Annotated in this window: 14 protein-coding genes; 2 read left to right on the top strand and 12 right to left on the bottom strand. The window is 43.5% G+C overall.

The window, feature by feature from the left end:
• The first annotated feature begins 50 nt into the window (after window positions 1–50).
• A complete protein-coding gene (locus RDS42_RS04485) occupies window positions 51–1,334 on the top strand; it encodes a HAMP domain-containing sensor histidine kinase (protein WP_308782583.1) in 1,284 nt (427 codons plus the stop codon).
• Window positions 1,335–1,357: 23 nt separating this feature from the next.
• Here the strand turns inward: RDS42_RS04485 and RDS42_RS04480 are convergent, their stop codons facing one another.
• Genes RDS42_RS04480 through RDS42_RS04465 form a run of 4 tightly spaced genes read right to left on the bottom strand, consistent with a single transcriptional unit; the run spans window position 1,358 to window position 6,853 of the window.
• Window positions 1,358–2,608, bottom strand: coding sequence for an ABC transporter permease (locus RDS42_RS04480; RefSeq protein ID WP_308782582.1), 1,251 nt, complete (start codon window positions 2,606–2,608; stop codon window positions 1,358–1,360).
• A 14-nt stretch (window positions 2,609–2,622) separates the two neighbouring features.
• Window positions 2,623–4,653: a hypothetical protein gene (locus tag RDS42_RS04475; protein ID WP_308782581.1), complete on the bottom strand. Its 2,031-nt coding sequence runs from the start codon at window positions 4,651–4,653 to the stop codon at window positions 2,623–2,625.
• Entirely contained in the window at window positions 4,650–5,330 is a 681-nt protein-coding gene (locus RDS42_RS04470) for an ABC transporter ATP-binding protein (protein ID WP_177276503.1), read from the bottom strand. The genes RDS42_RS04475 and RDS42_RS04470 overlap by 4 nt, the downstream gene beginning before the upstream one ends.
• Complete coding sequence (locus RDS42_RS04465) at window positions 5,327–6,853, bottom strand: efflux RND transporter periplasmic adaptor subunit (RefSeq protein ID WP_308782580.1); 1,527 nt, start codon at window positions 6,851–6,853, stop codon at window positions 5,327–5,329. The genes RDS42_RS04470 and RDS42_RS04465 overlap by 4 nt, the downstream gene beginning before the upstream one ends.
• Window positions 6,854–7,070: 217 nt before the next feature.
• On the opposite strand from RDS42_RS04465, the gene RDS42_RS04460 reads away from it, so the two are divergent.
• Window positions 7,071–8,207 carry a hypothetical protein gene (locus RDS42_RS04460; protein WP_308782579.1) on the top strand — a complete coding sequence of 379 codons (1,137 nt, stop codon included), beginning with the start codon at window positions 7,071–7,073 and terminating at the stop codon, window positions 8,205–8,207.
• Between the two features lie 95 nt (window positions 8,208–8,302).
• Here the strand turns inward: RDS42_RS04460 and aspS are convergent, their stop codons facing one another.
• The 8 genes from aspS to recJ form a co-directional block, all read right to left on the bottom strand.
• Window positions 8,303–10,099 (bottom strand): aspartate--tRNA ligase, encoded by a 1,797-nt coding sequence (gene aspS / locus RDS42_RS04455; protein WP_308782578.1) that lies wholly within the window; start codon window positions 10,097–10,099, stop codon window positions 8,303–8,305.
• Between the two features lie 15 nt (window positions 10,100–10,114).
• A complete protein-coding gene (hisS, locus tag RDS42_RS04450; protein ID WP_308782577.1) occupies window positions 10,115–11,371 on the bottom strand; it encodes a histidine--tRNA ligase in 1,257 nt (418 codons plus the stop codon).
• A 13-nt stretch (window positions 11,372–11,384) separates the two neighbouring features.
• On the bottom strand, window positions 11,385–11,957 hold the full coding sequence (locus RDS42_RS04445; RefSeq protein ID WP_308782576.1) for an HD domain-containing phosphohydrolase: 573 nt from the start codon (window positions 11,955–11,957) through the stop codon (window positions 11,385–11,387).
• A 6-nt stretch (window positions 11,958–11,963) separates the two neighbouring features.
• On the bottom strand, window positions 11,964–13,511 hold the full coding sequence (gene hemZ / locus RDS42_RS04440; protein ID WP_308782575.1) for a coproporphyrinogen dehydrogenase HemZ: 1,548 nt from the start codon (window positions 13,509–13,511) through the stop codon (window positions 11,964–11,966).
• Complete coding sequence (locus tag RDS42_RS04435; RefSeq protein ID WP_308782574.1) at window positions 13,483–14,112, bottom strand: MBL fold metallo-hydrolase; 630 nt, start codon at window positions 14,110–14,112, stop codon at window positions 13,483–13,485. Before RDS42_RS04435 ends, hemZ begins: the two co-directional genes overlap by 29 nt.
• Window positions 14,113–14,151: 39 nt before the next feature.
• On the bottom strand, window positions 14,152–16,479 hold the full coding sequence (locus RDS42_RS04430; RefSeq protein ID WP_308782573.1) for a bifunctional (p)ppGpp synthetase/guanosine-3',5'-bis(diphosphate) 3'-pyrophosphohydrolase: 2,328 nt from the start codon (window positions 16,477–16,479) through the stop codon (window positions 14,152–14,154).
• A 79-nt stretch (window positions 16,480–16,558) separates the two neighbouring features.
• Entirely contained in the window at window positions 16,559–17,083 is a 525-nt protein-coding gene (locus RDS42_RS04425; RefSeq protein WP_308782572.1) for an adenine phosphoribosyltransferase, read from the bottom strand.
• A 170-nt stretch (window positions 17,084–17,253) separates the two neighbouring features.
• Window positions 17,254–18,966 carry a single-stranded-DNA-specific exonuclease RecJ gene (gene recJ / locus RDS42_RS04420; protein WP_308782571.1) on the bottom strand — a complete coding sequence of 571 codons (1,713 nt, stop codon included), beginning with the start codon at window positions 18,964–18,966 and terminating at the stop codon, window positions 17,254–17,256.
• Window positions 18,967–19,027: the final 61 nt, after the last annotated feature.

The raw sequence follows: 19,027 nt of genomic DNA, 5'->3' as shown, positions 1-19,027 counted from the left end.
AGAAAATTATGATATGATATTATTATAAACTTTCCATAAAGGAGGATTTTATGTTTCGCAGACTTCACATACATATGACTCTTTTTTCCACCCTTATTACAGGAATCATATTGTCTCTTATGGCGGCTGCCTGTCTTCTGATTACCGAAAGCAATATACGTCAGAATCATTATACCATATTCACCAATAATGCCTATTCCTGTATTTCTTATCTGGAAAGCCAGAATGTACTGTCCCACCGCTGGATGCAGCAGGCTCAGAATAATTATCATATACAGATGCAGATTCTTGACGGACAGCACCCTCTGTTTTTTGACCGGCTCCACGAAAACTCTGACCTTCAGGATATTTTCTCCCTGGCAAAAAAAGAATCAAAAGAAAACCATGGTCTGGATCTGGATTCCTCCGGCAGCTCCCAGGCTCTTTCCAAAGTAGCCATGTTCCAGATTCCCGGTTATTACGCCTGTACCGCCCGGATTCCCAAAAAACAGGGGGCTCTTCATGCTGTTTTTCTTTATTCCCAAAAAGAACAGGTCTCACAGATCCTGAGAATGCGTCTTCTTTTTCTCTGCGCTGTTCTGACAGCAATTTTTGCCCTTGCTGTCTTTTCCTGGCTTTTTACCAGAAAAATGATCCGGCCTCTGGAAAAAAGCCGAAAGGAACAGAATGCCTTTATTGCTGCAGCCTCCCATGAGCTTCGTTCTCCCCTTGCAGTGATCCAGAGCAGCCTGTCTGCCATCCCACATGCGTCAAAGGAACGGGCAGACCAGTTTATCTCCATCAGTCTGGATGAATGCCGACGTATGTCCCGACTGATCCAGGATATGCTTTCACTTTCCAGATCTGATAACCACACCTGGGTTCTGAACACCGCTCCCTGCGAGGTGGATACGCTTCTTCTGGAAACCTTTGAAAAATACCAGCAGCCTGCCCGCGAAAAAGGCAAAAAACTTCGGATTGATCTCCCGGAAAATCCTCTTCCTCTCTGCATCTGTGATATGGAAAAGGTCAGCCAGATCCTGACCATCCTGATTGACAATGCATTAAGCTATGTACCGGAAGGAGGGAGTATCCGTCTTCAGGCAAAAAAAGAACCGGGAGCCATTGCCATTTCTGTTTCTGACAACGGTCCCGGTATTCCCGACTCCGAAAAGGATTCAGTTTTTCAGCGTTTTTATCGCTCAGATGCCTCCCGAAATGACAAACAGCACTTCGGTCTTGGGCTTTGTATTGCAAAGGAGATTGCTCTACTCCATCAGGGAAGCCTGAAAATTCTGGACACTCCCGGCGGAGGAGCTACGTTTATCCTGAAGCTTCCCCTTCAAAAAAACTGAAAGAGAATTTCCAATGACCTTTGTTACTCGCTTCTAAGTGCATCGATAGGATTCAGGTTAGCCGCTTTCACAGAAGGCAGAAGCCCGAAAATCACACCGATCACAGTGGAAAACAGCACGGATCCAATAATTGCCGGAACACTGATAGCTGTAGGTGCACCGGAAACCTGCGAGACCACTCTGGATAAAATAATTCCCAGCACCACTCCGATAATTCCGCCAATGCTGGTCAGCATGGAAGCTTCTGTAAGGAACTGATAGAGGATTACCTTTTTTCTGGCTCCAATGGCCTTTTTCAGTCCGATCTCACTGGTTCTCTCCGTTACCGATACCAGCATGATGTTCATAACGCCGATGCCTCCTACAAGAAGAGAAATACTGGCGATCCACAACAGCTGCTGATTGGTGCTTTCACTGAGATTCTGCAGATTTTTCACACGTTCCATTACGTCGTCTGCCTTATATTTGAATTTGGAATCCTCACTGATTCCCTGATTCAGAATCTTGGCTGCGCTGTTTCCTGCGGAACTCATATTGTCTGTAGAATCTGCTTTGATCACCACATTCTCCGGTTCATCAAACTGAAAGGCAATAGGCCAGCACCTGTTTGGTATCATCACTGTACCGATCACAGTCTGGTAATATTCATAGTATTCATTGATACTGTTGATATTAGGCTGATAGCTGTCCCCCTGCTGAACAATGCCTACCACCACAAAAGGATCTTCTCCGATCTCTATAGTCTTTCCCAGAGGATCTTCTCCGGAAAACAGGTTTTCTGCTGCATTATTGTCGATCAGGGCTACCTTGTTCAGATTTTCATAATCTTTCTGAATAAATCCACGTCCTGACTGTACCATATAACCACAGGTATTCAGATAATTTTCATCAATGCCGTAAACAGTTCCTCCCTGAAGAGATGTGTTCTGATAATACACATTGCTGTATGTATTGGTATAAAAAAATGTAGCATTTTCTACATGATCCATTTCTCTTACCTCTTCCTTCTGTTCGTTGGAAAGAAGGGGAGGATTCCCACTGCTGCTCATTCCAAACATTGGATCATATCCGCTGTCTCCATCATAAAGACTGATGGTGACTGTATTATTTCCTGCTCCGATCAGGTCCTCTTTAATCTGCTCACTGGTTCCTTTAATGGTGGATACAATGGCAATGATCGAGGCAATTCCGATGATGATACCCAGCATGGTCAGAAAGGAGCGCATTTTATGCGACCAGATTCCCTGAATGGATATTCTTATATTTTCAAGCATAAACTCCCACCTTTCTAGTATCCATATAATTCTTCAAGAGTACCTTCCTTTGTCTTGATTCCTTCTTTTATAGATTTTCCATAAGGAAAAGCAATCTTGTCTTCACGGGTAATCCCATCTTTGACCAGAACAGAGGAGCCTCCGTTTACATTGCCGCCTATGGTAAGGAACTGTTTTTTCAAACTTCCATTTTCATCCATATAAACATAGTATTTGCCATTTTCTGACCGTACAAAAGCCTTATCCAGAACGATCACTCCTGAATTTTCACTGCTTCTCTTAAGGGTAATACTAAGCCAGTCATCCTCAGATACTTCCACATCTTTATCCAGGATAGTTGCACTGTACGTATAATAGGAAACATTTGGATTTCCATTTCCCATAAAACTGTTTGACGATCCCGGGTAAGAAGAAACATCCACCACTTCAGCATCAAAACTTCCACTGGAACTGGAACAGTTCAGGATTGTTCCTTCCTCTACCTGATCCAACATCAGCTCACTTACTGTGCCTTTTACATAATAGCCATCTTTACTCTTGACTGTCATAAAAGCATTTCCCTCAGAAACACCGGTAAGAGGATCTCCTACTTTTGCCACAACTCCATCGATCTTACTGTAGATAACCTCTTTACTCACTTTTTTCTCCAGTTTTGTGATAGAGATCTCACTTTCCCGTATATCAAGCTTCAGGCTTTCAATCTTATTTTTCTGATTGGCAATAGCTTCGTCTCGGCTGATCGTTGTACCTTGATCCCCTCCGTCGCCGCCTCCGCCATCCGGAATATCAGGATCCTCTTCGTAATGTGAAGCTCCCTCTAAAGTATATTCCATCTCTGCAGTTTCTTCTACCATGTTCTCCAGGAGGCTTCCATCGATCAGATAATATCCTGTACAGGACAATTTTCGGTTAGAAAAATCTGCAATGGTATCATTCTGATGAAATTCCAACTGATACCAATATCCGTTTATTCCGGGCTCTTTTGTCCCGTCAGGCTGAAATCCTGCCATCTTATTCAGAAATGCCCCTGTGGCAACAACTTTTCCCTTAGCAGAGCTGCACAAAAATACAAATGGATCCTCCTCTGTACCGGTTCCTGTAAATGGAACAGTTTCTCCGTCCAGCTTCTGATAAAATTCCGGCTCTCCATCTGTAATATCAGTTTCTGCATCATTTGGTTCCGGATCTATGATTTCTATATCATCGGAAATATCGTCCGAGAACTCTCCATCCGGAGCACCTGTCGGGGTAATCGAAGGCGTCACTGACGGAGTAACTGATGGATCTGTCGGAGGTATTTCCTGATTTCCGCTTCCATCTCCAAAATCAACCAGTACATCATCCCCTGATCCGCTCTGGTCACCAGGCAATACCTGCCCGCTTCCTGTACCATTCTGCTGTTCGGACTCTCCGGAAGAAAAATCTCCCTCTGAAGCCTGTCCGGAAAAAGCCTCTTCTTCTATGACTGCCTCTTCCTGTGTACCTGCAGCCTCTGCAGCAGCCAGAACCGGATATACTGCAGCCGCCAGATAAGCGCCCTTTACATTGCTGTACGCAGAAGCCATTTCATCATCCGGAGACAAAGCACTGCTTCCCGCTCCGTCATCCCCCGGAAGTCCCGGCAGTTCAGAGTCTTCCTCCTCAATAGGTCCTCCATTTTGGAGGCTGTGAAGCCTGTTTACTGCTTTCTCAAGATCCTGCTCCTGTTTTTGTTTTTTCAGCTTTGCAATGTTCAGTTCCATCTGCACCAAAGTCATATCAAAAGATACCAGTTTGTCTCCTTTTTTCACTGTATCTCCCTTTTGTACAAAAAGATCCTGGACGATCATATCTTTGTCTACGGTCACATTCTGAGTAACATTGGTTACGATATTTCCATCTAAGGTTGTATCATCCATATAGTAATCAGAAGCAATGCTGTCAACACTGACTACTGTAACTGTTTCTTTGTTATTTTTCTTAAAATAAACTGCCGCTCCTGCCACACTTCCTGCCGCCAGTACTGTAACCAATACTCCTATGATTATCTTTTTGGCATTTTTCATGGTTTCACCTCTTTTTCCTGAAGCACCCCATCACGGATTGTCACTACACGTTTGGCATGGGCCGCGATATCCGGATCATGGGTGATCATCAGAACCGTCACTCCTTCGTCATTCAGTTTCTGAAACAGTTCCATAACCTGTGCGCCTGATTTACTGTCCAAAGCTCCTGTTGGTTCATCTGCAAGGAGAAGCTTCGGATTATTTACAATTGCCCTGGCAATCGCCACACGCTGCATCTGACCTCCGGAAAGCTGGTTTGGCCTAAAATCCACCCGGTCGGAAAGTCCCACTCGGTCCAGAGCCTTTATAGCTCTGGCTCTTCTTTCCTTTTTTGGAACTTTTGCATAATTTAAAGGCATTTCCACATTTGCCAGCGCTGTCTGTCTGGGTAAAAGATGAAAACTCTGAAATACGAATCCGATTTTGGTAAGACGTATGTCTGACATGGTATTTTCAGAGCAGGAACGTATATCCTGTCCATCCAGAATAAAGTCTCCCTTAGTTGCCTGATCCAGACAGCCGATAATATTCATAAGAGTAGTCTTTCCGGAACCGGAAGGTCCCATGATTGCTACATATTCTCCTTCTTCCATTGAAAAGTTTACATCCTTCAGAACAGGTACATTCATTTTTCCCTGCTGATAGTCCTTATAAATTCCCTTCAATTCAAGAATCATTCCGTTTCCTCCATGTCTCCCTGGGCCGGCGTCAAAATCTCATCTTCCGGAATCGCCTCATCCTGAAACTCATCCATCATAACAGCTTCTGCAGCAGCTCCGTTCATATCCTTCGATGCCATGTCAGCCTCGTCGATCATGGTCCCGTCTTCAATAGCCTCATCATAGACCATTCCATCTTCCGGCATTCCTGCATCGTCTGTGGGAATCTCCTCTTCCGGAAATTCCTGATCTGCGCCTGCGGCCGGTTCCATGTCTACAGTTCCCGGGTCTGCTATGATCTCACTGCTTACAGTGGTCTTCATTCCCTCTGTCAACAGTTCCGAAGGATATGCAATACAGTCTTTTTTCGTCAGACCGTCTGCAATCTCATATTCCCCAAGATTTTCATCATATTGTCCAAGAACCACACTTCGCTTTTCCAGACGTTTATTTTCATCCGCAGCCCAGACATAAGGACTGTTGGTATCTGCATCCATGATATAGAATTCACTGAGCCAGATTCCTTCTTTCTTCTCCTCCTGCCCTTCATCCATTTCAATATATACATGCTGTCCAAGCATCAGTCCATCTGACTGCTCCAGTTCCACATAAAATGGATATGTAGTAGATGAGGTCTGGGAATCACCGCTGGCGTCCATCATTCCAAAAGAATACATGCTGTCGCTTTGAGAGTTGGCGCTCTCCCTGTCTACGGATCCCATGGTTCCTCTCCATATCTGTTTTTCATCTACACGGGAACGTACAATCACCGGCTGCCCTTCAATAATACTGTTGGCATTCATTTCATTGACCGTGCCTTTAATCCGGTAAGCACCTGTACTGAGGATTGTGATAAACGCATTTTTTCCGCTGCCGGAGCTGCTTTCATCAGAATAACTGAAATCGTCTCCCATATCCAGTCCGTCACTGCTTTCATCATCTGATGCAAGCTTGGAAGTGTCAATTTTCTGAATTACGCCGTCTATGCTGCTCCTTACCTCAGTATTTCCCATGGTGTTTTCCAGCTTTGTGATCTCTGCCTGCTTACTTTTCTGACTGTATTCATTTTTTTTCAGATTCATCTTGTTCGTTTCAATCTCTATGGTGTAAGAAAGCTGCTCATCTTTGCCCGCCTGCTTCTTTTCTTTTTCCAGAGTCGCAATCTGACTCTGAAGACTGGACGCTTCATTTCTCAAACGATCAAATTCCAGCTTTGCTTCATCCAGATCTTCCTGAATACTGCTCAGGTCATACTGGAACAGCAGCTGTCCCTGCTTCACTTCTTCACCTGTTTTGACTTTTACCTCTTTTACACTTCGCCCGTTTTCCAGTTCTACTTCCACTGTTTCCTGAGGCTCCACTACACCTGCATAACGGTTGGATACACCGGCCACTGTTCCCATAATCTCATTGATCTCCGTAACATATGCCGTTTCATTGCTTTCTTCTTCATGCCCGAAAACACCCATTTTCCAGCAGACGCCGCCTGCAGCTCCACCAATGATCAAGATCCCCAACAGGATCAAAATTCGCTTTTTCATGATAATATGCCTACCTCTCTGTAAATATAGGACTGTTTGATCTTTTTTATCATATCAGATTATACTTCAAAAGAAAAGTCCTGTGGAGAATCACTGGGCTTTTCACAATTTTTTCACAGTAAAATACTATCAGATGCCCTTTTCTTCCCCGTATTTTTGACTTTTCCCACAAATTCTGGTAAAATGAAAAAGACTATTTTGGAAAGGAAAGAAACTTATGAAGATCGTAAAAGGTCTGGCTCCATTTCTTCTGCTTGTTTTTGCCGTATCTATGGTCATCGGCTGTTCCCACTCAGAAAAAGCAGATGTAAAAGGAGTCATCACAAATGAACTAGATCTCCTGAAGAATCTGGATTCTGATACTGTTCAGAAATACATCTCCTATAAAGAGCTTTTTCCGGATGCCATAGAAAAAACCGAACTTTCCAGAGAAGTGGAAGAAGTTTTTTCTCTCTTTTTTCAGGATTTCGACTACAGGATCCTGCGAATCAAGGTCGACAAGGACAAAAAAGAAGCATCTGCCAGCCTGAAGCTTACTACTATTGATGCAAAGGCTCTTGCAAAGGATTACACTGTTTCTCATTTGGAGGATGCGATCCTGAATGCAGCAGACTCTGCTTCTCCCAATACAGAAGAACAATCAGACTCTATGGAGGATCGTTACCTGATCCTGAATGAGCTTCTGAAAGATCATACATATAAAACTGTAGAAACCGATTGCACGCTTACGCTGCAAAATAACGGTACAGACAAGGAATACTGGGAGATCAGACGCTCCCATGATCTGGAAAACAGTCTTGTCGGCGGTCTTATCACTTATCTCAGCGACAGTGATCTCCTTACACCGGAGGAAACACTGACCGTCTATTTAAATACCCTGAAAACAATGGATCAGGATCAGATGAGTAATTATCTTGGACTGGAAAGTCTGTTAACAACCTCTGATGCTGCAAAAAATTCCATAGCCTCTGCTCTGGTAGAACAGATGCATAAGACTTTCGATTTTAAGATCACTGACTCTGATGTAGAAAGCTATTATGCAGTGATTCAGACGGAGATTACAACTTTTGACAGTGATGCGATCCTGAAAGATTATCAAAAAGAACTGGATGAATATCTTGCATCTCCGGAAGCAGTCATTGACGGCGCCCAGAAACGTTACAACCATTCTCTGGAACTGCTTCTCCGCAATATTGAAAAAAACACAGGGACTCTGACTCATCCTGCGGTTTTTATACTGACAAATGACGGCGCTTCCTGGAAACTTCAGGACGACGGTCATTCCATCGGAGCCGGGATATTCGGTAATCTCAGCGTTACTCCTCTTGCAGAGGAAGAAAACCCTGAAGAATAGTACTTTAAGTATGACTTTCTTCATAAAAATCCCCTTTCCTTCGGAACTGATATTCCGGAGAAAAGGGGATTTTCTTTGGTTCTTTTATTGTAATTTTATTCTTCTGTTTCTTCTTCTGTAAGTTCCAGTCCAAGTTCCTCCAGCTGCACACTGCTTGCCTGGCTTGGAGACTGTGTCATAAGACAGGATGCATCCTTTATTTTTGGGAAAGCAATGACATCACGGATACTGTCGACCTTTGCCATAAGCATCACCAGACGGTCAAGTCCATATGCCAGTCCTGCATGAGGCGGTACTCCATATTTAAATGCATTCAGGAGGAATCCGAACTGCTCGTAAGCAGATTCCTCAGTGAATCCAAGCATCTGGAACATTTTTTCCTGAATGTCGTTCTGGTGGATTCTGACACTTCCTCCACCGATCTCATTTCCGTTCAGAACAATATCATATGCTTTTGCACGAACCTTGCCCGGATCTGTATCCAGAAGAGGGAGATCCTCTTCCATAGGCATAGTAAATGGATGATGCATTGCAGTAAAGCGGTTTTCTTCTTCATTCCACTCAAGAAGCGGGAATTCTGTTACCCATACAAAGCGGTATTCATTTTTGTCCAGAAGTTCCATCTGCTTGGCAAGTTCTACACGGAGAGCTCCCAGAACATCATAAACAACCTTATTCTTATCAGCTGCAAAAAGAAGCAGGTCTCCCGGCTTACCTTCCATAGCCTGTACAAGAGCATCCATTTCCTCATCTTTCATAAATTTCGCAAAAGAAGATTTTCTTGTTCCATCTTCTGCAATGGCAATATATGCAAGACCTTTCGCTCCGTAGCCTTTTGCAAATTCCACCAGTTTATCGATCTTCTTTCTCGGCATAGAACCCTGTCCCTCTGCATTGATACCACGGACAGTTCCACCTGCTTCAAGAGCTCCCTTAAACACTACAAATTCGCAGTCCTTTACAACCTCGCTGACATCATGGAGTTCCATTCCAAAACGCATATCCGGCTTGTCAGAACCAAAGCGGTCCATAGCCTCCTGCCATGTAATACGCTGGATCGGAAGCTGTACATCCAAACCAAGCACTTCTTTAAATACATAGGCAAGATATCTCTCGTTTACATCAATGACGTCATCTACATCAACAAACGACAATTCCATGTCGATCTGAGTAAATTCCGGCTGGCGGTCTGCACGAAGATCTTCATCACGGAAGCAGCGTGCAATCTGGATATAACGATCATAGCCTGAACACATAAGAAGCTGTTTATAAAGCTGAGGAGACTGTGGAAGTCCATAGAAACTTCCCGGATGTACTCTGGATGGAACCAGATAATCTCTTGCACCTTCCGGTGTTGTCTTTCCAAGGATCGGAGTCTCAACCTCAAGAAAACCTTCCTCTGCAAAGAATTTTCTTGTAAGCATGGCAACCTTGCTTTTCAGCATCAGATTTCTCTGAAGATCCGGTCTTCTCAGGTCCAGATAACGATATTTCAGACGAATCTCATCTTTTGTTTTGCTGTTTTCTTCAATGGGGAACGGCGGAACCTCTGATTCAGCCAGAACACGAAGTTCATTTGCGCGAAGTTCAATCTCACCGGTAGCAAGATTTTCATTTACTGCGCCGCCTCTTTTTTCCACGATACCGGTAACCGCGATAACAAATTCACTTCTCAGTTTTCCGGCTTTCTCAAACCCTTCTTCGTCAATGCTTCCGTTTTCAAAAATCACCTGCATGATTCCGGAACGGTCTCTTAAATCTACAAACACGATACCGCCTTTGTTTCTGGCTTTCTGAACCCATCCCATCAGCGTTACCTTATTTCCTGTCATCTCATTTGTCACTTCCGCACAGCGGCAGGTTCTGTGCAGTCCCTTCATACTTTCTGCCATGATATTTACTCCTTTTTATAGTTTATCCCGGAAAAACTCAACAAACTCGGTGTATCCCTCGCCCATCATCTGTTCTTTCTGGAATTTCTTATTTTTCTTCATAATAGAAAGATTTACCTGAACTCCGTTTCTTCTTTCTTCTTCCGCCTGTTTCAGAATAGTAAGAAGTTTGTCTGCAGGCATATTTTTTTCGATCAGATATGCTTTTTTCGCATTGCTTCCCGGAATTTCATATCCTCTTTCCAGAAGCAGCATAACAATACGCTCAAAGCCAATGGAAAATCCGCAGGCAGAAGTATTCTGACCTGTAAATTTACCGATCATCTCATCATAGCGTCCGCCGCCGCCTACGCTACCGCCAAACTCATCCATCGCGATCTCAAAGATCGGTCCTGTGTAATAAGACATTCCTCTAACCAGTGTCGGGTCAAAAGAAATTTTAAAGTCTGCACTCTTTACCGCGTCCACAGAAGAAATGATAGTTTCCAGATCCTCTGCTACCTTCGGATCAAGAACCTCCTTCAGTTTTTCTTTACAGTAACGAACACCTTCAATATCTGATGTGATCTCACGGAACATGCCAAGATAAGTATCAATGCTTTCCTTGGCAAAGCCTTCTTTTTCCAGTTCGGCTGCCACACCTTCCAGACCGATCTTATCCATCTTATCCAGAATGATAAATACCGTATCAAAGCTTTCTGCAGGGAAGCCGCTGTACTGGGCCATTGCCTTCAGTATCTTTCTGTCATTGATACGAATAGTAAAGTTATGGAAATCCAGTTTGCCCAGGAGAGTGGTAGTTGCCAGTACCAGTTCGATCTCTGCGAGATAAGTTGGCTCTCCCAGAATATCAATATCACACTGCATAAACTGACGGAAGCGACCTCTCTGAGGACGATCTGCCCTCCATACATTTCCCATCTGCAATGCCTTAAAAGGAGCCGGAAGCTCATTTGCATTGTTTGAATAATATCTGGAAAGAGGAACTGTCAGATCATAACGAAGACCGGAATCCACCAGATCCGCTTCCTCCTTTGCACTTTCCAGTTTCAGTTTCTCTCCTCGTTTGAGGATTTTAAAGATCAATTTCTCGTTTTCTCCGCCCTGCTTACTGCTGAGATTTTCAATATGCTCCACACATGGAGTTTCGATAGAAGAAAATCCAAATTTTCCGTAAGTCTCACGGATCATGTTTATCACATAATTACGGATTTCCATTTCTTTTGGTAAAATGTCTTTCATACCGGTTACCGGTTTTTTCTTTAATGCCATGCCTGCCTCCTGTTTATTTTTTATGTATCACTCTTTGAAATGTAAGAAAAACTTCCATGTCAAAGTTTTTGATCTCATCAATCATAAGTTCCACCACTGTAGCCACGTCAAATGCAGTCCGATAAGGTCTGTCTGAACTCAGTGCCGCAAAAACATCACATACTCTTAAGATCCTTCCGCCAATGGGAATTTCCTCTCCGGCCAGGTTTTCCGGATAGCCGGTTCCATCATAATTTTCATGATGATACAATATACTTTCCAGAACAAATTCTGAATATCCCTTTCCTTTCAGTTCCTCGTATCCCAGCGTAGAGTGCATACGAACATATTTCAGTTCTTCTATCAGAAGAGGATCCTTTTCCCGTCCGTTGATATATTCTGTCAGTCTCAGCTTTCCAATATCATGCAGCATACCGGCAATTGCCAGCTCATAACAGACAGATTCCTCCAGCCCCATTTCCAAAGCCACCTCATACGCAAGATTACTGACCACGATCCCGTGATTCAGCTCGGCCGACAGATCAAAGTCCAGTATTCTGTCAGATGTTTTCAGCGTTTCTGTTTCTGCCGCACCCAATCTGTACACCTCCCATTATAACCATTTCCGGATCCCTGCCCGTTTTCTTTCGATCATCTCATCAATGCGGGCAATATAATTGGATACATCCTTTACATTTTCAACACGTTCGATCCTTTTTCCATGATCAAAGACCAGTTTGGAGGATCCACCTGCTCCAAGTGCAATGATCGGCTGTTTCTCTTCCATAATCAGTATATTGTAAATCCCTGCTTTGTCAACCTCTGCATAGCCTACATTTTCAAAATTACCCTTCATATTTTTCTGTCGATACAGATAATAAGGGCTCATTCCCATTTCATAAGCAGTTTTCATGGTCATATCCATGATTTCCTGATTATTTTCGAAAGTCATTTCCTGATACTGATCCTTAAACATATTCAGCCTGGCCGCACGCTTCACAGCCAGAGAATGTACAGTCAGACTATCTGGTGCCAGTGCTCTCACTTCATCCAAAGTATGTGCCACCTTTTCCTTATCCTCACCAGGCAGCCCCACAATCAGATCCATATTAATGTTGTCAAATCCACACTCTCTGGCCAGCATAAATGCATTCCTGGTCTCCTCTACCGTATGACGCCTTCCAATAATATCCAAGGTTTCCTGATTCATGGTCTGAGGATTTACAGAAATTCTGCTAACCGGATATTTCCTGATCATCTGAAGCTTTTCTTTTGTAATACTGTCCGGGCGTCCGGCCTCTATGGTAAATTCTGCCAGATTTCTGCAGTCAAAGTGCTCCATCAGAGAGTCCAGAAGCCGTTTCAGCTGATCTGGCTCCAAAGTGGTCGGTGTGCCGCCTCCAATATAAACAGTGTCCAGCTTTCTACCTTTTTCTTCCATGATCCGGGATACTGCCTCGATTTCCTTACACAAAGCATCCAGATATAGATCTACCTTGTTTTTCCACTGCTTCAGAGGGTATGAGCTGAAGGAACAGTAAAGACAGATACTTGGACAAAAAGGAATGCCTACATAAAGGCTGTATCCGTTTTCATAATCAATATCCTTCAGCAGCTCTCTTTCTCTGTTTGCAATAGCAATGGCAAGTGCTGTTTTTTCCGGGCTGACCATGTAGCGATCTCTCATTTCATGTGCTGCTTCAGAATTTTTCATTCCGGATTCGAGCATGGCCATAGCCAGCTTGGCAGGACGGATCCCCGTAAGGTTCCCCCAGGGAAGTGTCCTTCCTGTAAGCTTTACCAAAAGCCGGTAAAGTACCTGCTTGATAATATCCTTCTGCTCTTTTCGGAGTTCATGAGCTTTTTCTTTATCAGCAGAATCTTCTTTACAGGAAAGAAGGGCATCCGAAGACTGCCCCTTTATCATCTCTCCACATGTTACGCCTTTATTCTCCTCACTGCGGTAATGGATCATGAAGCTCTGTCCCTGTGCTTCCACTCGAAATGCAAGGTCCGCCTGTACTTCCTCTTCTTTTTCGTAGGAAACAAAAATTTCCGCATCCGGATAAAAAGCCCGGATCAACTCGTAGATATCATGTTCAAAGTCTCTGTTTTCAAACAGAATTCTGATTTTATACAAATGGATTATACCTCTTTTCATAACCAATGGTCGTGGACATATCATGTCCCGGAAAAACTTCTGTATCCTCAGGAAGGTTATCTGTCAGTCTGTGAAGGCTCTGAACGATCTGAGCTGTGCTTCCGCCCGGAAAATCCGTTCTCCCTACAGAACCATAAAACAGCGTATCACCGCTGAAAAGAAGTCCTTCCTCCTCCAGATAATAGCAGCAGCTTCCCTCCGTATGTCCCGGGGTATGGAGCATCTGTACCGAAAAACCTGCTGCTTCAAAAACCTGAAGGTCCGTAAGAAGTATGTCCGCTTTCAAAGAACAGACTCTGCTTCCATATCCGGAAAGATTTACCGACGGATCCAGAAGTGTACCTGTTTCTTTTTCACAGGCATAAACCGGGATCTGAAGTTCTTTTCTCAAATCTTCCGCTGCCAGAATATGGTCATAATGACCATGAGTCAAAAGAATCGCCTTTGGCTCTGCCTGCATTTCCTTTATTTTTGAGGAGATAATTTCTGCATGATCAGCAGGATCAATGATCAGAAGTTCTCCTGTTTCTTTATTTTTAAGTAAATAACAATTGGTAGATACCGAACCAAGAATACATTTCTGAAGATCTGCGTTTTTCATATCGTTTCTCTCTTTCTAAAAAATGTTTTCCCTGCTGTATCAGCCTGTAGTACGCTCTACATCCAGAACACTTTCCACCTGACGGATCTTTTCGATCAGAGATGCAAGCTCTTCCTTACTGGCAATCTCAAAGCTGACTGCAAGGGTTGCCTTATCCTGTTTGTTGGTACGGCAGTTCATATTTTTCATATCGATCTTTCTTTCTGTAAAAAGTTTAGAAAGATCTACGATCAGACCGGTCCGGTTGTTTGCAAAGATCCTAAGCTCTGCAATATATTTTTCAGAAGTTTTTGTATCAGCCTGCCATTCCGCCTCGATCAGTCTGGTACGATCCGCCTCCGACATATTCAACACATTAACACAGTCTGTTCGATGGATTGTAATTCCTCTTCCTCTTGTGACAAATCCTACGATTTCATCTCCCGGAATGGGACTGCAGCATTTCGAGAACCGTACCGCCACGTCGTGGATACCCCGCACAACAATACCACCCTTGGATTTTACAAGATGGAGTTTTTCCTGTGCCTCTGAAGCAGCGTCGAGAACATCCTGATCTGTAATCTTTTTGGCATGTTCTTTCTCGTAAGCTTCCATCAGTTTATTAAATACCTGACCTTCTTTCAGACCGCCATGCCCGATTGCTGCCAGCACGGAATCCCAGTCGCGGAATCCATACTTATGCATAACTGCTTCCATGTACTGACTTTTTGTATAGGAGCCAATCTTATATCCCTTGGTCTTTGCATACTGGGCAAGCATGTCTTTTCCCTTCAGGATATTATCTTCTTTCAGTTCTTTTTTAAACCACTGATTGATCTTATTCTTGGCCTGTGTACTTTTTACCAGCTTCAGCCAGTCACGGCTGGGCCCCTGAGAATTCTGTGAAGTAATAATCTCAATACGGTCTCCATTCTGAATCTCATACTCAATTGGAACCAGCTTTCCGTTCACTCGTGCCCCTACCATACGATTTCCTACTGCACTATGGACACAATAGGCAAAATCAATAGGAGTAGAACCCGCCGGAAGGGTTTTGACATCTCCCAGCGGAGTAAAACAGTAAACACTGTCGGCAAAAAGATCCAGATCATTCTTCAGGAGACTCATAAATTCTCTGTTATCAGACATATCTCTCTGCCATTCCAAAATCTGACGGAGCCAGTTAAGTTTTTCTTCCTCACTTTTTCCAACCGGAGTTTTTCCGTCTGAGGATTCCTTATATTTCCAGTGGGCTGCAATACCATATTCTGCAGTTTTATGCATTTCATAGGTACGGATCTGGATTTCAAAAGGCTGTCCGCTTGGACCGATCAGTGTCGTATGAAGAGACTGATACATATTCGGCTTCGGCATGGCAATGTAATCCTTAAATCTGCCGGGAATAGGCTTGTACATTTCATGAATCACACCAAGAGCCGCATAGCAGTCTTTTACATTATCTACCAGTATACGCACTGCAAAAAGGTCATAAATCTGGTCAATGGTCTTATTCTGGTTGACCATTTTTTTATAAATACTGAAAAAATGTTTGATACGTCCATCTACCTGCGCTTCTATCCCGGCATCTTCCATATGCTGCTTTACCTGTTTTACGATTCCGTTGACAAATTCCTCTCTTTCACTTTTTCTCAGTGAAACTTTATCAACAAGATCATAATAAACATCCGGTTTCAGATATTTCAGAGAAAGATCATCCAGCTCTACCTTGATTTTGGAAATACCAAGACGCATGGCAATAGGAGCATAGATATCCATTGTCTCTCTTGCTTTTTCCTGCTGCTTTTCCGGACGCATATACTGCAGTGTACGCATATTGTGAAGGCGGTCTGCCAGTTTGATCAGAATAACCCTGATATCCTTTGCCATGGCAAGAAACATTTTTCGCAGATTTTCCGCCTGGAGTTCCACCTTGTCTTTAGAATAATTCAGCTGTCCCAGCTTCGTAACTCCATCTACCAGAAGCGCCACCTCTGCTCCGAATTCCTTTTCCACTTCTTCATATGTCATCCAGGTATCTTCAACAGAATCATGAAGAAGTCCGGCAACGATCGTTTCTTTATCAAGTTCCAGATCTGCCAGGATAATACCCACACAAAGGGGATGGATGATATATGGTTCTCCTGACTTTCTCTTCTGATCCTTGTGAGCCTCTTTTGCAACCTCATATGCTTTCTGTATCATGGTAATATCCGTAGACGGATGATATTTTTTCACACTGGTGATCAATTCCTGATACAGAACCTCCGGACTGGTAAAATCACTCATGGATTTTACGGCTGCATCTGCTTTTTTTACGGTCTCCCTTTTTTCCGCATCTGTCAGTCCGGGTTGTTTATTAAGCTTTGTATTTTTATCTTTTTCTGCCATTCTCTCCCACCTGCCTGATATTCGATCTGTCTGTGGTCAGTTGCTGCAGCAAACAAAAACATAATTTTTGCTGCTCCGGTTATTTTCCTTCATAGCGGATTACGGAAGCCACGTCATAACCTGCCAGCTTTTCACGTCCCTTAAGTCCGGCCAGTTCCATCAAAAATACAATTTTAACCACTTCACCGCCAAGCTCTTCAATCAGTTTTACTGCTGCTTCCACCGTACCGCCTGTAGCGATCAGATCATCGATCACAGCCACTTTCTGTCCCGGCTTGATCGAATCTTTATGCATCTCAATAGCAGCGCTGCCATACTCCAGATCATAGCTTCTGGAAACTGTCTCACATGGAAGCTTACCTTTTTTCCGAACCGGCACAAATGGTTTATGAAGATTGTATGCAATCGGTACACCAAACATAAATCCTCTAGATTCTGTTCCAACAATTACATCTACATCCGTGTCTTTCAGACAATCCTGCATAAGATCAATCGCTAATGTCAGTCCGTCTGCATCCTGCAGAATACTTGTTACATCCCGGAAAATAATTCCCGGTTCCGGAAAATCCGGAATACTTCTTACATAATCTTCAATTTTCTTCATAGTCCCGTACCTCCGCCTGTCATATTATAGTTGCGGCAAAAAGCCATTTTTATCATAAATAATCTCAATAAGTATATCACTTTTTTTAAACGGAATCAATCAAAAACCCGACAACTCTCGCCAAAAGCCTGCTTTTTTCGCATCTGCAGACATCTGCCTTTTTCTTGTATTTACATATAATTTCGAATCACTGCCTGAAGAGTTTCCCTTCCCTGATATACATTGATCTCCGGATAATATGTTACAGAAATGGTTTCCATCTTCTGTACATAAGACTGAAATTCCAGCGCCTGCCCAAAATATACTGCATCCACAGAAGCTCCTGAGGTGTCCATAAGTTTCATTTTTGCCACATTCTGATTTTTGCCCAGAATTCTCAGATTTAAAACACGAAGACCTTTCTGGGCAAATAACGGCTTTGTGTTTGCCTTTCCAAAAGGTTCCAGAACAGACAACTGTTCTGTCAGTTCTCTGGAAAGATAAGAAATTGGCATTGGAACATCGATGGTGATCTTTGGAGTCAATTCTGCCTCTGTAAGCGTACACAGGTCATTCAGTCTTCTTCGGAAAATCTCTACATTTTCTTCTTTCAGAGAAAGCCCCGCCGCCATGGGATGACCGCCAAACTGTTCCAGAAGGTCACTGCATTTTACCAGTTCTTCATACATTGAATACGCTTCTATGGAACGTCCGCTTCCTTTTACTCCATTCTCTGCCTTTGTCAGCACAAATACCGGCTTATAATATTTCTCTCTCAAACGGCCGGCAATGATTCCGGCCAGGCTTTCATGGCATTCCGGAAGGTATACTACAAGGACTCTGTCCTTTGAAAGCTCTGACTGTTCGATAAGATCAACCGCTTTATCTCTTCCTTCTTCTGTCATTGCCTTACGGCTCTGGTTCAATGCAACCAGATCTCCTGCCGCCTTTGCCGCCTGATCCCAATTCTTAGTACAAAGAAGCGACAGTGCTCTGGATGCAGTATCCAGTCTTCCACTGGCATTAATGCAGGGACCCAGCACAAATCCCACATGATATGCAGTAATTCTTTCTCCGGTCAGACCATTTGCTTCGATCAGCGCCTGAAAGCCTTGATTCTCTGTATGAGGAAGCCTTTTCAGTCCCTCCTTTACAATAATCCTGTTTTCCCCCTGCAGATCCATAACATCTCCGACTGTTGCTACTGCTGCCGCTTCAGAAAACTCCAGAATCTCATCCCGCCCAATACCATATGTTTCATAGAGGGACCATATCAGTTTCCATGCCACTACCGCTCCACAGATATTTTTGTTTGGATACTCACATCCCGGCTGCTTAGGATTGATCACCGCATCAGCCTGAGGAATGATCCATACTCTCCCCTGCTCCGTATCCTCATAAGGAATCTCATGATGATCCGTTACGATCACTGTCATTCCGCCTTTTTTTGCCAGAGCAATCTCCTGAGATGCTGCAATTCCATTGTCACAGGTAACAATCGTATCAATTCCATCAACTGCGGCCTTTTCAATCAGCTGGCTGTGCAGACCGTAACCATCTTTGATCCTGTCCGGAATATAAGTATCCACATCTGCTCCGAGACGTTTCAGTCCTGTAAGCAAAATATAAGTAGCAGTCACACCATCAATATCATAGTCACCAATAATACGAATTTTCGCACCGGAATCAATTTTTGCCGACAGAATTTCTGCTGCTTTTTTCATGTCCTTCAAAAGCCAGGGAGAAGGAATGTCATCGAGAGTTCCATACAGATAGGAACGAATGTCATCCATCCCTTCTACGTCCCGGTTTCGAATCAGCCTTGCAATAACCGGGTCTATTCCAAATTTTTTCCCAATTTCCTGGAAATCAGCTTTTTTTGCCATTACTACCCATTTTTCCATCTTTTTCTTGTATGATGTTTATAGAAGCTAAAACATCACCTTTTCCTTTCTTTTAGTAATG

The sequence above is a fragment of the uncultured Blautia sp. genome, from assembly GCF_902497045.1.
GTDB lineage: Bacteria > Bacillota > Clostridia > Lachnospirales > Lachnospiraceae > Blautia_A.
The sequence above is the reverse complement of the archived record's forward strand: the minus strand, read 5'-3'. Positions and strand labels throughout refer to the sequence as shown.